The organism is Labedella gwakjiensis (genome assembly GCF_003014675.1).
Taxonomy (GTDB): domain Bacteria; phylum Actinomycetota; class Actinomycetes; order Actinomycetales; family Microbacteriaceae; genus Labedella; species Labedella gwakjiensis.
In genome coordinates this window covers 1,519,033-1,531,869 of the sequence record NZ_PYAU01000001.1, presented here as the reverse complement: position 1 = coordinate 1,531,869, position 12,837 = coordinate 1,519,033, and the positions used below count along the sequence as shown (strand labels likewise).

15 protein-coding genes are annotated in these 12,837 nt (G+C 70.2%); 9 read left to right on the top strand and 6 right to left on the bottom strand.

Features of this window, described 5'->3' with window-relative positions; all coding sequences use genetic code 11:
• Positions 1–9: 9 nt before the first annotated feature.
• The 3 genes from CLV49_RS07150 to CLV49_RS07140 all read right to left on the bottom strand — a co-directional run bounded on the left by CLV49_RS07150 (position 10) and on the right by CLV49_RS07140 (position 2,901).
• Complete coding sequence (locus CLV49_RS07150) at positions 10–1,221, bottom strand: diacylglycerol/lipid kinase family protein (protein ID WP_106562921.1); 1,212 nt, start codon at positions 1,219–1,221, stop codon at positions 10–12.
• Positions 1,222–1,389: 168 nt separating this feature from the next.
• On the bottom strand, positions 1,390–1,812 hold the full coding sequence (locus CLV49_RS07145; RefSeq protein WP_243696653.1) for a DUF6264 family protein: 423 nt from the start codon (positions 1,810–1,812) through the stop codon (positions 1,390–1,392).
• Between the two features lie 33 nt (positions 1,813–1,845).
• A complete protein-coding gene (locus CLV49_RS07140; RefSeq protein WP_106562919.1) occupies positions 1,846–2,901 on the bottom strand; it encodes a 2,3-butanediol dehydrogenase in 1,056 nt (351 codons plus the stop codon).
• 170 nt (positions 2,902–3,071) lie between these two features.
• Here CLV49_RS07140 and CLV49_RS07135 point away from each other — a divergent pair, with 170 nt between their 5' ends.
• Both CLV49_RS07135 and CLV49_RS07130 read left to right on the top strand, forming a co-directional pair.
• Complete coding sequence (locus CLV49_RS07135; RefSeq protein ID WP_106562918.1) at positions 3,072–3,779, top strand: helix-turn-helix transcriptional regulator; 708 nt, start codon at positions 3,072–3,074, stop codon at positions 3,777–3,779.
• Between the two features lie 75 nt (positions 3,780–3,854).
• Positions 3,855–4,226: a VOC family protein gene (locus CLV49_RS07130; protein ID WP_106562917.1), complete on the top strand. Its 372-nt coding sequence runs from the start codon at positions 3,855–3,857 to the stop codon at positions 4,224–4,226.
• Between the two features lie 17 nt (positions 4,227–4,243).
• On the opposite strand, the gene CLV49_RS07125 is transcribed toward CLV49_RS07130, so the two are convergent.
• The 3 genes from CLV49_RS07125 to CLV49_RS07115 form a co-directional block, all read right to left on the bottom strand.
• On the bottom strand, positions 4,244–5,266 hold the full coding sequence (locus tag CLV49_RS07125) for an LLM class flavin-dependent oxidoreductase (protein WP_106562916.1): 1,023 nt from the start codon (positions 5,264–5,266) through the stop codon (positions 4,244–4,246).
• Between the two features lie 66 nt (positions 5,267–5,332).
• A complete protein-coding gene (locus tag CLV49_RS07120; RefSeq protein WP_106562915.1) occupies positions 5,333–5,566 on the bottom strand; it encodes a hypothetical protein in 234 nt (77 codons plus the stop codon).
• Positions 5,567–5,639: 73 nt separating this feature from the next.
• The gene (locus CLV49_RS07115) at positions 5,640–6,623 is read right to left on the bottom strand and encodes an Ldh family oxidoreductase (protein WP_158261929.1); all 984 of its coding nucleotides are present in this window, start codon (positions 6,621–6,623) and stop codon (positions 5,640–5,642) included.
• Between the two features lie 263 nt (positions 6,624–6,886).
• Between CLV49_RS07115 and CLV49_RS07110 the strand changes: the two genes are divergently transcribed.
• From CLV49_RS07110 to CLV49_RS07080, 7 genes are all read left to right on the top strand, one after another.
• Positions 6,887–8,221 carry an MFS transporter gene (locus tag CLV49_RS07110; RefSeq protein ID WP_158261928.1) on the top strand — a complete coding sequence of 445 codons (1,335 nt, stop codon included), beginning with the start codon at positions 6,887–6,889 and terminating at the stop codon, positions 8,219–8,221.
• A gap of 93 nt (positions 8,222–8,314) precedes the next feature.
• Positions 8,315–9,205, top strand: coding sequence for an N-acyl homoserine lactonase family protein (locus CLV49_RS07105; protein WP_106562913.1), 891 nt, complete (start codon positions 8,315–8,317; stop codon positions 9,203–9,205).
• Complete coding sequence (locus CLV49_RS07100; protein ID WP_208019812.1) at positions 9,202–10,089, top strand: SDR family NAD(P)-dependent oxidoreductase; 888 nt, start codon at positions 9,202–9,204, stop codon at positions 10,087–10,089. The genes CLV49_RS07105 and CLV49_RS07100 overlap by 4 nt, the downstream gene beginning before the upstream one ends.
• Entirely contained in the window at positions 10,086–11,042 is a 957-nt protein-coding gene (locus tag CLV49_RS07095; RefSeq protein WP_208019813.1) for an NAD(P)-dependent oxidoreductase, read from the top strand. The genes CLV49_RS07100 and CLV49_RS07095 overlap by 4 nt, the downstream gene beginning before the upstream one ends.
• Complete coding sequence (locus CLV49_RS07090) at positions 11,039–11,482, top strand: cupin domain-containing protein (RefSeq protein ID WP_208019814.1); 444 nt, start codon at positions 11,039–11,041, stop codon at positions 11,480–11,482. Before CLV49_RS07095 ends, CLV49_RS07090 begins: the two co-directional genes overlap by 4 nt.
• Positions 11,479–11,898 carry a carboxymuconolactone decarboxylase family protein gene (locus tag CLV49_RS07085; protein WP_106562911.1) on the top strand — a complete coding sequence of 140 codons (420 nt, stop codon included), beginning with the start codon at positions 11,479–11,481 and terminating at the stop codon, positions 11,896–11,898. The genes CLV49_RS07090 and CLV49_RS07085 overlap by 4 nt, the downstream gene beginning before the upstream one ends.
• Entirely contained in the window at positions 11,895–12,797 is a 903-nt protein-coding gene (locus CLV49_RS07080) for an NAD(P)-dependent oxidoreductase (RefSeq protein ID WP_208019815.1), read from the top strand. The genes CLV49_RS07085 and CLV49_RS07080 overlap by 4 nt, the downstream gene beginning before the upstream one ends.
• Positions 12,798–12,837 lie beyond the last annotated feature (40 nt).

Here is a 12,837-nt window from a genome sequence, read left to right as displayed (position 1 = left end):
CAGCAACAGCTAGCTGTCGGCGGGGACGCGCACCGTGAGCCCGCCCGGGCGCACGCGGGTGTTGAACGCCACAGCCTGGCCGAAGTCGTCGCCGTCGAGCTCGATCTCCTCGGGGCGACGGAACCGCACCACGAGTTTGCGACCCTTCACGTAGTTGAGGGCGTCGACGTCCTTGCTCATCATGAGGCGGCCGACCTTGCTGCGCCGCAGCACGCCGTTCTCCCAGATCACCTTGACGAAGATCTGCACCCAGCCGATGAACCCCTCGGGTCGGAGCAGAACGATCTCGAAGTAGCCGTCGTCGATCACGGCCTCGGGGAGCAGCAGGACGTTCGCGGCGAGAGTGCCCGTGTTGCCGACGATGATCGTGTGGGCGCGCAGCGAGCGGGTCTCGTTGCCGTCCACCGAGTAGCGCAGACGCAGCTGGTTCTTGTCGCGCAGCGCCTGGGCGATCGCCTTCACGTAGGCGAGCCAGCCGATCTTCTTCTTCAGCTCGTCGTCGGTGTTCGCGAGCATCTTCGCGTCGAGGCCGACGCCCGCCATCACGAGGAACGCGGACTTGTCGATGTCGCCGTTCTCGCGCTCGATGTCGATGAGCGCGATGTCCATCGGCCGGTCGGTGCCGGAGAACGCCACGTGGAGCGCCCACTGCATGTCGTCGAGCGTGAGGTTGAGGTTGCGGGCGAGGAGGTTGCCGGTGCCCGAGGGGAGCAGCGCGAGTCGCGCTCCGCTGTCCCACATGGACTCGGCGACCGCGCGCACGGTGCCGTCGCCGCCCGCCGCCACGATGACGGTGGCGCCGGCCTTCAGGGCCTCCTTCGTCACCTCGCCGCCCGGGTCTTCCACGGAGGTCTCGAACCACAGCGTGGTCTCCCAGCCGGCGTCCGACTCCTCCTTCTCCACGGTGGCCTTGAGGGCGTCGAGGTCGACCTTCACCGGGTTGTAGATCACGGCGGCGAGCTTCCGCTGCTCGCTCTCGGCCGGCTGGTCGGTGACGTCGGCATCGTCGGAGTCGGCCTCGTCGATCGGGCCGGTGATCTCGGCGTGAGCCTCGTTCTCGATGTCGGCGTCGGCGTCCGTGTCGGCGTCGGCGTGCGCATCGGAATCGGCGTCCGCGTGAGCCTGGGCCTCGATCTGCTCCTCGGCCTCGGCGTGCGTGGCCGCCTCCGGGTTCGATTCGGGGGTCGGGTGCTGCTCGTCGGCGTGGTTGTCAGGAGCCATGGGGGAGGCCTTCCGTGTCGGTGGAGCGCGGGGGCTGTGCAGGTGAGCGCAACCGGCGTACGGCTCGTCCTCAGAGTACGGGGACAGGGCTCATCGGACGGTGACCTTGACGTGCGCTCCGTCCGTCCTGTGCGATCCTCGGGCGTGCGGGCGTGCGGGCGCTGCCGGTCAGCGGCCGAGGCTCGCGTCCATGAGGGCGACGCCGCCGAACCAGATCGCCGCAGCGAGCACGGCGCCGGCGACCGGCACCCACCAGGCGGTCTTCCGGCGGGCGATGCGGATGAGTGTCCACACGATGGCGGCGATGAAGACGGCGGGAGGCGCGACCATGGCGATGAGCCAGCCGACGGTCATGAGGTCGGTGTTGCAGCGGTCGTCGAAGCAGCCGTCCGACATCATCACGAGGAACACGGACGCGAGAGCGAGCATCGCGAACCCGATGACACCCGCGACCATCAGGACGACCGAGACGGTCACGTCCGCGATCCGCGCGCCCGAGGCCGGCGGACGCGGCGCCGACGGCGGAGAGCCCGGAACCACAGGCCCTGGCTCTACGGGGCCCGGGGTTCCGGGCGGCGGCGGTGTCGTCATGGGGAGACTGTACCGCCGGGCTCCGGCCCGACGTCACGGGTGGACGAGCACCTTGACCGCCGTCTCCTTGTGGTTGATGAGCGTGTCGAAGCCCTGTTCGATGAGGTCGTCGAGGGCGATCCGCGCGGTGATGAAAGGTGCGAGGTCCACCTTCCCCTCCTGCACGAGGCGGATCGTGGCGGGGTGGTCGCGCACGTACGCGATGGTGCCGCGCAGTTCGATCTCCTTGAGGACGAGCTTCTGGATGTCGATCTGCGCTGGGGTGCTCCAGATGGACACGTTCACGATGACGCCGGCCGGCTTCACGGCGTCGAAGAGCGCGTCGAGCACCGCGTTCACGCTCGTGCACTCGAACGCGACGTCCACACCGATGCCGTTCGTGATCTCGAGGACGCGCGCCTGAAGGTCCTCGGTGCTCGGGTCGATCACGTAGTCGGCGACCCCCGTCGAGACCGCCTTCTCCTTCCGCGCCTCGGTGACCTCGGAAATGATGACGGTGCAGCCCTCCGCCTTCAGCACAGCCGCGGTGAGGAGACCGATGGGGCCGGCGCCGCCGACGAGGGCGACATCGCCGGCCTTCGCTCCCGACCGCACGACGGCGTGGTGGCCCACCGAGAGCGGCTCGATGAGCGCGGCCTGGTCGAGGGGGATGTCGCCGACGGGGTGCACCCAGCGGCGGTCGACGACGATCTTCTCCGACAGTCCGCCGCCCCCACCGGAAAGGCCGATGAAGCCCATCCGGGTGCAGAGGTGGTAGTTGCCGGCCAGGCAGGGCGCGCATTCGCCGCACACGAAGTACGGCTCGACCACGACGGATTCGCCGACGGTCAGATCCGTGACGCCGTCGCCGAGTGCGCTGATCACGCCGGAGAACTCGTGTCCGAGCGTGACGGGCGCCTCCTCGTGCGAGAGGGGGTGCGGGTGCCCGGGCGCCGGCACGAAGATGGGCCCCTCGAGGTACTCGTGTAGGTCCGTTCCGCAGATCCCGCACCACGCGACGTCGATCGCGACGGCCCCGGCGCGCAGCTCGGGCTCCGGGATGTCCTCGATGCGGATGTCGTGACGGGCGTGGAAACGTGCTGCCTTCATGGGGTGCCTCTCCTGCTTCGCGGGTGGTGCCCGCCCGCGTCGAACTCGGGAGGGCTGCTTCGCACGCTACGCGCGAGAGGGAGGCGGCACCCGGGCCGAAGGTCCCGCCGGATGTGGAACGCGACCATCGAAGAGTCGGGGTGCCACGCCACCCTCGATACATTGGCCGAATGAACCGGACCGACCGCCTGTACGCGCTCGTCGAGGAGTTGCGCGCCGTCGCCCCACGCCCGCGGAGCGCACGGTGGCTCGCTGAGCGGTTCCTCGTCAGTTCCCGCACCATCGAGCGAGATCTCTCCGCGCTGCAGCAGGCGGGGGTGCCGATCTGGGCGGAGCCCGGGCGCACCGGCGGCTACTGCATCGACCCCTCCCACACTCTCGCCCCGCTCGGCTTCACCGTGGACGAGGCGCTCGCCGTGTCCCTCGCGCTCACCACGCTCTCCACGAGCCCGTTCCGCACGGCCGCCGCATCCGCGCTGCGCAAGGTCGCGGCGGTCATGGACGAGGGGACGCTCCGGGAGAGCCGCGAGCAGGCGCAACGCATCTACCTCCTCGACGACGGCCGGCCGCAGGGACTGTCCGCAGAGATCGCGAGCGCCGTGAACACCGGGCACGTGCTCCGGCTGACCTACCGCGACCGGGGCGGCGCCGAGACCCTGCGCGAGATCGAACCGATGGGCTACGTGGGGAAGGGTGCCGACTGGTACCTGATCGCGTGGTGCCGCCTGCGCGACGGGGTCCGCGCGTTCCGCGGCGACCGGATCGTCGCAGCCGAACCCACGGGCGAGCGGCCGCCACGGCGACCGCTCGGCATCCAGGATCTGGACATCCCGTTCGGCACCATCCAGAGCGTCGGGACGCTTCCGGAATCGTCGTAAACACCGACAGGACGTTGTCGCCGCTGCGGCGCAGGATGGGCCCGGCGGGCCGAGCGGCCCGCACGAAAGGACACCATGAACCTCGCCTCGGTCCGCATCATCACCGACGACGTCGACCGCCTCGCCGGTTTCTACGAACTCGTCACCGGAAACCCCGCATCGCGACCGGCGCCCGTGTTCGCCGAGTTCCGCACGGACGCGGGCACGCTCGCGATCGCGAGTCCGGTGACGGTCACCTCGCTCGGTGAGCGAGCGCCGCACGCCGGAACGAACCGCTCCCTCATCGTCGAGTTCCAAGTGGACGACGTGGACGCCGAGTTCGCCCGACTCCGTGACGGACTCGACGACGTGGTGCTCGAGCCGACGACGATGCCGTGGGGCAACCGCTCCACGATCTTCGCCGACCCCGACGGCAACCTCGTCAACCTGTTCTCGCGACCGGCCTGACGGGCACCGCCCCGCGGCTAGCGCCAGCCGGCCCCCGGCGCGACGTGGTTCACGACCGTCTCCAGCAGGTGGGTGTTGTAGGCGACGCCGAGCTGGTTCGGCACGGTGAGGAGCACGGTGTCCGCCGCCTGCACGGCGGCGTCCTTCGCGAGCTCCTCCGCGATCACGTCGGGCTCGCCGATGTAGCTGCGGCCGAAGCGCGCGAGCGTGCTCGCGTCGAGGTAGCCCACCTGGTCCTTCGAGTCTGCCTGGGCACGGAGTCCGAAGTAGGCGCGGTCCTCGTCGTTGACGATCGGCAGCACACTGCGGCTCACGGACACACGCGGTTCGCGCTCCCAGCCGGCCTCGGCCCATGCCGAACGGAAGAGTGCGATCTGCTCGGCCTGGAGCTCGTCGAACGGGACGCCCGTGTCCTCGGTGAGGAGGGTGGACGACATGAGGTTCATGCCCTGCTGCGCCGTCCAGACGGCGGTCGCACGCGAGCCGGCGCCCCACCAGATGCGATCGGCCAGGCCGGGCGCCTGCGGAAGGATCGGCAGGGGCTGGTCGACGCCCGTCATGAGCGTGTTCGAGCGCGCCATGCCGACACCGGCGATCGCCTCACGGAACATGCTCGTGTGCTGATGCGCCAGGTCGGTGTCGGTCTCCCCGTCCGCCGGCACGTAGCCGAAGGACTCGTAGCCGTTCACGGCCGTCTCGGGTGATCCGCGGCTCACGCCGAGCTGCAGTCGCCCGCCGGAGATGAGGTCGGCGACGGCCGCATCCTCCGCCATGTAGAGCGGGTTCTCGTAGCGCATGTCGATCACGCCGGTGCCGATCTCGATGCGGCTCGTCTTCGCGCCGACCGCCGAGAGCAGCGGGAACGGCGCTGCGAGCTGCCGTGCGAAGTGGTGCACGCGGAAGTAGGCGCCGTCGATGCCGAGCTCCTCCGCCGCGACCGCGAGGTCGATCGACTGGAGCAGGGCGTCACCGCCCGTGCGTGTGCGCGAGCCGGGTCCCGGGTGCCAGTGCCCGAACGAGAGGAAGCCGATGCGTGTCATGTCCGGTGAAGCGTCGGCGCGGCTCGCGTTATTCCATTCGCACGTATGCACCCGCCTCCCGTGGCGTCAGCGGGAACCGGGGCGTCGGAACGCGTGGTCCTCGCCGATCTCGCAATCGCACCACACGCGGATCGACCGGTGCGATTCGATCGTCGTGATGACCTCGACGTGCCCGCGGATCATCGGTCCCCCCGAGAACATCCGCTCATCGATGTCGACCGTGTCGAGAAGTTCTGCACTCACCATGTCGTCCCCGTCTTCCTTCCGTCCCATGTCGGGCCCCCATTCGCGCCGGTTCATGAGTGGCGCTCATCATCAGAGAGGGGGCTGACGGCGGATTATGACGCGACTTCGAATCCCGCGCGGTCGTGATTCAGGCGGGGAGATGGCGGAGGGCGTCGAGAACGCCCTCCGCGATCGAGAGGGTGCCGCGGGCGCGGCGTTCCTCGCGGAGGGCTCGCGAGCGGTCGAAGGGCATGCGGGCGGGGGCGGCCGGGTCGAGGGGCCGCGACGACCGCACGGCCTGGGCGAAGGCCGCGGCTTCGCGTTCGAGGTGGCCGTCCTCGGCGAAGAGGTCGGAGCGCATCGCGATGATCGTCATCCCGAAGCCCGCGAGCTCGGCGGGGAGCGCGGCGGATCCGGCGTGCATCCCGAGCAGCTGGACGGCCATCGCGAGGCCGCTGCCGCGGTGGCCGCCCCACGGGGCGAGCGCGCCGGCGAGTGCGTCGCGGGGGTCGGTGGTCGGTGCGCCGGTGGGGTCGAAGGCGACACCCTCCGGAAGTGCGCGCCCCTCGCGCCCGGCGAGTACGGCGTCGGCGTGGGTGACGGCCGACGTCCCGATGTCCCAGACCGTCGCGCCGCCGGGCGTGGGGAACGCCATGGCGAACGGATTCGTCCCCACGAGGGGCTCGCTTCCGCCCGCGACGGCGACCCACGGCGAGGCGTTCGACGCCGCGATGGTCACGAGGCCCGCGTCGGCGAGCGGTTCGAGGTAGTACGAGAGCATCCCCGTGTACCAGGTGTCGCGGACGGCGATGGCCGCGATCCCCGCCGCGAGCGCCTTGTCGCGTGCGAGCTCGGCCGCGATCGGCGCCACGAGGTAGCCGATCTCGTCGTGTGCGTCGATCGCAGCCGACACCGGGGTGTCGCGGACCACCTCGGCGCGCTGTGCGGTGCGGGGGTGCGCGGCGAGCCGCTCCGCGATGCTCAGGATGCGAGCGAGCCCGCTGTAGGCGAGACCGCGGAGCTCGCAGTCGAGAAGGTGCGCGACGATGGTCCGGGCTTCTCCCTCGGTGTATCCGAGTCCGCACAGCGCCCCGACGCCGATCGAAGAGGCGTCGTCGATCGAGACGTCCACTGGTCCTCCCTCGCGTGGTCGATGGCGTGTCGCGGGGAGCGGCTGTCGTCGTCGACATGATCCGAACGGAACGAGTCCGTCAGCTTTGTCGGACAATACCGCGGTCGGATTCCGAAATCTACTCGACGATCGAGCGAATACGGCGCGTAAAAGCGCCACACGCGATGTCGCGGACCCTGCTATTGACATATCGTATGACAATCGTGTTGGCTGGCTTCGGCGACAACCGACAACAGGGTCGGTCCCAGTACAAGGAGGTACTCATGGCCCAGCACACCAGCTCTGCAGACCAGAGTCGCGCGAAGGTCGGCCTCGCGGTGGCCATCGGCAACTTCATGGAATGGTTCGACTTCGCGGTCTACGGCTTCTTCGCCGCCATCATCGGCACCCTGTTCTTCCCGCCGGACACGTCGCCCTTCGTGGCGATCCTCTCCTCGCTCGCCGTCTTCGCCGTCGGCTTCGTGATGCGCCCGCTCGGCGGCTTCATCCTCGGACCGATCGGCGACAAGTACGGCCGTCGGATCGCGCTCTCGGTCTCGGTGCTCACGATGGGCATCGCCACGACCCTCATCGGCCTCACCCCCACCTACGAGACCATCGGCGTCTTCGCGCCGATCCTCCTCGTGCTGCTGCGCTGCTTCCAGGGCCTCTCGGCCGGCGGCGAGTGGACGGGTTCCGCCGCCTTCCTCGTCGAGAGCACCCCGACGGGCCGCCGCGGAATCTACGCGAGCATCATCTCCGGAACGGCCGCCCTCGCCACGATCGTGGGAAGCCTCTTCGCGCTCTTCCTCAACAACGTGCTCTCGGAGGAGGACCTCCTCAGCTGGGGCTGGCGTCTGCCGTTCCTCATGGCCGCGCCGCTCGCCCTCGTGGGCCTCTACATCCGCTGGAAGCTCGGCGAGACCCCCGTCTACAAGAACGTCCAGGCCTCGGGCGAGGTGAAGAAGAACCCCCTCACGGGCAACTTCCGCAAGAACCTCAAGCCCATCCTGCTGACGCTCGCGATCGCGGCGGTGCAGGGCCTCGGCTTCTACTACCTCGCGACCTACGTCGTGAACTACCTCACGACCACGCTCATGCTCGAGCGCGGACCGGCCCTCACCTTCAGCGCCATCGGCCTCACCGTGTACATGATCCTGTGCCCGATCGCCGGAGCGCTGAGCGACAAGTTCGGCCGCCGGAAACTCAACCTGGCCGGAACCGCGGCCTACGTGATCCTTCCGATCCCCGTGTTCATGCTCATGTCGGGCGGGCAGGGTGCGGCCGTCGTCGCCGGCATCGTCCTGCTCTCGATGGCCCAGTGCCTCGTGAGCGTCACGACCGTTGTCATGCTCGTCGAGCTCTTCCCCGCGTCGAGCCGATCGAGCGCGAGCGCCATCGGCTTCAACTTCGCCCTCGCGTTCATCGCAGGTCCCGGTCCGTTCATCGCCACCTGGATCGCCGGAGCCACAGGAAGCGCGGTCGCTCCCGCCGGATACATGGTGCTCGTCGCGCTCCTGGCGCTCCCCGTGGTGTGGAAGTGGCTGCCGGAGACGGCCGGTCGCGACATCACAGCGGAGCACCACGCCGCCGAGACGGACGACGTGCTCGTCCGATAACGCGAGACTGCATACGAGCCGGTCGCGTGCGCTCACCCCTCAGGGCGCACGCGGCCCCCACCCGGCACTCGCCGGAGCACGGAAGGGAACACGATGACGGAGAACACCGCAGGGGTGGGCACGCAGTACGAGGTCGTGATCGTGAAGTACGGCACGCGCCAGGGCCACAAGAGCGAGGTCTACCTCAACCACCACATCTACGGCCGGCCGGACGAGCCGATCGGGATGGACTACTTCGTGTGGGTCGTCCGGAATGCCGAGCGCACGATCGTCGTCGACACGGGCTTCTCGCGCGCCGGTGGTGACAACCGCAACAGGACGTTCCTGATGCAGCCGGCCGACGCGTTCGCGCACCTCGGCATCCAGCCGTCGGACGCCCCTCCCGTGCTCGTGACGCACGCGCACTACGACCACATCGGCAACCTCGACCACTTCGATCGGTCGCCCGTGACGATCGCGCGAGCCGAGTACGACTTCTGGACCTCGCCGCTCGCCGAGCGCACCCAGTTCCACCACTCCGTCGAGGACGCCGAGCTCGACGCTCTCCGCGCGGTCCACGCGGACGGGCGGCTGTCGGTCTTCGACGACGAGGTCGAGATCGCGCCGGGCGTCACGATGCGACGCGTCGGCGGTCACACGCCCGGTCAGAGCATCGTCCTCGTCGACACCGCCGAGGGTCGCGTCATCCTCGCCTCCGACGCCCTCCACTACTACGAGGAGTTCGACGACGACATGCCCTTCGCGTTCGTCGCCGACCTGCCGGCGATGTACTCGGGCTTCGACCACATCCGCGCGCTCGTCGACTCCGGTGAGGTCGCCCACGTCGTCTCCGGGCACGACCCGGACACGCTGAACCGCTTCACACCCGTGACGGAGGGCCCGCTCGCCGGGCTCGCCGCCACGATCGGCCGCACGACGGCCACCCACGAGAAGCCCGGCACCCACGAGAAGCCCGGCACCCACGAGAAGGAGGACGCACGGTGAGCACCATCCGACGATTCGAGGGAGCCGTGGCCGTGGTCACCGGGGCCGGCAGCGGACTGGGGCGAGCGTCGGCGCAGCGCCTCGCCGCCGAGGGCGCGAACGTGGTGGCGGTGGACGTCAACACGGACGCGGTGCTCGACGTGGTCGCGTCGCTCCCGACGCCCGGCATCCACGTGACGGCCGACGTCTCCGACGAGGACGCCGTCGACGCGTACATGGCGGCGGGGATCGAGGCCTTCGGCCAGATCGACCTCTTCCACCTCAACGCGGGCATCTTCGGGAGCTTCGCGCCGATCCCGGACCTCACGGTCGACGACTTCGAGCGCGTCATGGCCGTGAACGTACGCGGCCAGTTCCTCGGCCTCCGGGCTGCGCTGCGCCACTACCGCGACCGCGACGTGGGCGGCTCGATCGTCTTCACGGCGTCGATCGCCGGGCACCGCGGCAGCGCCGATCTGCTGCCGTACCAGACGTCGAAACACGCGGTCACGGGCCTCGTGCACGGAGCCGCGATGTACGGAGGGCCGCTCGGCGTGCGGGTGAACGGGGTGGCGCCCGGAATCGTTCCGACGGAGCTCTTCGCCGCGGCCGCGACCACCCGCGGCGGTGGGAACGACATGACGGCGCGCGCCGCCACGACGCCGTTGCGCCGCGCCGGAACGCCGGAGGACATCGCGGGCGTCGTCGCGTTCCTCCTGAGCGACGACGCCGCCTACACGACGGGCGAGATCGTGACCGCCGACGGCGGAGCCTCGATCGTCAACACCGTACGGCCGTCCGGCGGCGCGGGGGCATGGGATCCCACCGGCATCGACGACGCGCTGTACGGCGCGGATCGGCGGCGCCCGGGCGGCGCCGGGACCACAGGAGGGGACGCATCATGACGGACACAGGGACCGCGCAGCAGGCGGCGACGCAGAAGGTCGGCTTCATCGGGCTCGGCAACATGGGTGGGCGGATGGCGCGCTGCATCACGGCGGCGGACGTCGCGGTGCTCGGCTTCGACACGCGGGCCGAGTCCATCGCCGACGCGGGGGCGGACGCGGCCGGGAGTGCCGCCGACGTGGTCGCCGCGAGCGACGTCGTCCTGATGTCGCTGCCCGACAGTCGCGTCGTGGAGGCGATCGTCTACGGTGCAGGCTTCCTCGACGCCGTGCACGCCGGTCAGGTGATCGTGGACCTCAGCACCTCGTCGCCGGACTCCACCCGCGCCATCGCCGCCGAGGTCGCCGCGCGAGGCGCCGTGTACCTCGACGCCGGCATCTCCGGGGGAGCGGCGGCCGCCGAGAAGGGTGCCCTCACGCTCATGGTCGGCGGCGAGGCCGACGCGCTCGAGACCGTGCGGCCCGTGCTTGACCTCTTCTCCAGCACCGTCTTCCACTGCGGGGGCTCCGGAGCCGGGCACACCGTCAAGCTCCTCAACAACTTCCTCAACGCCGTGACGCTGTCGGCGACCGCCGAGGTCATGGTGGCGGCGAAGAAGGCCGACCTCGACCTCGAGACCGTGCTCGGCGTGATCAACGCGAGCTCCGGCGTGAGCTTCGCGAGCCTCAACCGGTTCCCGAAGATCATCCACGGCGACTACCTCAAGGGCGGCCTCACCAACACGCTCATGCTGAAGGATGTGACGCTCTACACGCAGCTCGTCGCGAGCCTCGGAGTGACGAGCCTCAACTCCGCCGGCCCGATCGCGAGCTTCGGCCTGGCCCGCGCCCTGGGCTACGCCGACGAGATCAGCAACACGGTCGTCGACGCGATCGGCGACGTCTCCGGAGGTGTGCGCCTGCACGACCCGGCGGCGGAGACGAACGACGACCAGACGGGAGCAGCCTCGTGATCATCACCCCGCCCACCGCCCACGCCGGCACCGCCGGCAAGCCGGGCTCGCAGTTCACGGGAGACGTCTTCCCGTACGTCACGATGCCCGCGACCGACGGAGTCACGATCAACACCGTCACCTTCACGCCCGGCGCCCGCACGTACCGGCACCACCACGAGAACGGGCAGATCCTGCAGGTTCTCGCCGGCCGCGGGCTCATCCGTGCCGGCGACGGCAGCGTCCGCGTCATCCGCGCAGGCGACACCGTGTGGTGCCCGCCCGGCGAGTCCCACTGGCACGGAGCATCACCGGACTCCGCCATGACCCACACCGCGATCTCACTCGGCACGACCGTGTGGGCCGACCCCGTGGACGACGACGAATACACGTCGCCCGCGATCGAACCCGGCGCAGCGGAACCGTCCGCCTCGCCCGACGCCGAGGAGGCACACCCGTGACCAGCGAAGGAACCCACGCCGAGTCCTACGAGCGCGGCATCGAGATGCGGAAGGCCGTGCTCGGCGCCGCCCACGTGGAGAAGTCGCTCGAGAACGTCTCCGAGTTCGCCCGCCCCATCCAGGAGCTCGTCACCGAGTACTGCTGGGGCGAGGTGTGGACGCGGCCGGGCCTCGACCGCCGCACGCGCAGCCTCCTCAACCTCGGGATGCTCACGGCGCTCAACCGTTCCCACGAGCTCGGCGTGCACGTGCGCGGCGCACTCACGAACGGCTGCACCGTGGAGGAGATCCAGGAGGCGCTCCTGCAGACGGCCATCTACGTCGGCGTTCCGGCGGCGCTCGAGTCGTTCCGCGTGGCGGAGAAGGTCATCGCCGAGCATGCCAAGGCCGCCGAGAAGTCGGACGCCGCACGGTGACGGGCTCAGCAGCGGGCACCGACGCGGGCACCGTCGCTTTCGTCGGGCTCGGCAACATGGGTACGCCCATGTCGGCCCGTCTCCTCGATGCGGGCTTCACCGTTCGGGGCTTCGACCTCAGCGACGACGCGCGTTCGCGGTTCGCCGAGGCCGGGGGGACGCCGGCCGTGTCCGCCGCCGAGGCCGCTCGGGCAGCCGAGCTCACGATCCTCATGCTCCCGAACTCCGCGGTCGTGACCGCCGTCGTGGACGAGCTGCTCGCGGCCGGGGCGCTCGCCGCCGGCTCGCTCGTCGTCGACATGAGCTCGTCAGAGCCTCTCGAGACACGGGCCCTCGCGAAGCGGCTCGCCGCGGTGGGCGTCCGGCTCGTGGACGCGCCCGTCTCGGGCGGCGTGAAGGGTGCGGTGGCCGGCACGCTCACGATCATGGTCGGGGGATCACCGGACGACGTGGCGGAGGCGCGGGCCGTGCTCGACCGCCTCGGCCGCGTCGTCCCCACCGGCGAGATCGGCTCGGGCCACGCGGTCAAGGCGCTCAACAACCTCCTCTCCGCGACGCACCTGTGGGTCACGAGCGAGGCGATGGAGGCGGGGAAGCGGTTCGGCCTCGACCCCGAGGTCATGCTCTCCGTCTTCAACGGGTCGAGCGGCCGCAGCGGGTCCACCGAGAACAAGTGGCCGAACTTCATCCTCCCCGGCACCTTCGACTCGGGCTTCGGCCTCCGGCTCATGCTCAAGGACATGCGGATCGCGGCCGGGCTCGCGCGCGCCGTCGGTGCGCCGTCGGAGCTCGGGGAGGACGCGATCGGGTTCTGGGCGACCGCCGCCGACGAGCTCGACCCGGCCGCCGACCACACGCGCGTGGCCGAGTGGATCCGCGAGCACCCCGCCGGGGCGTAGCCACGTCCCCGCCGCGATGGCATCACACGCTCACGTCGAA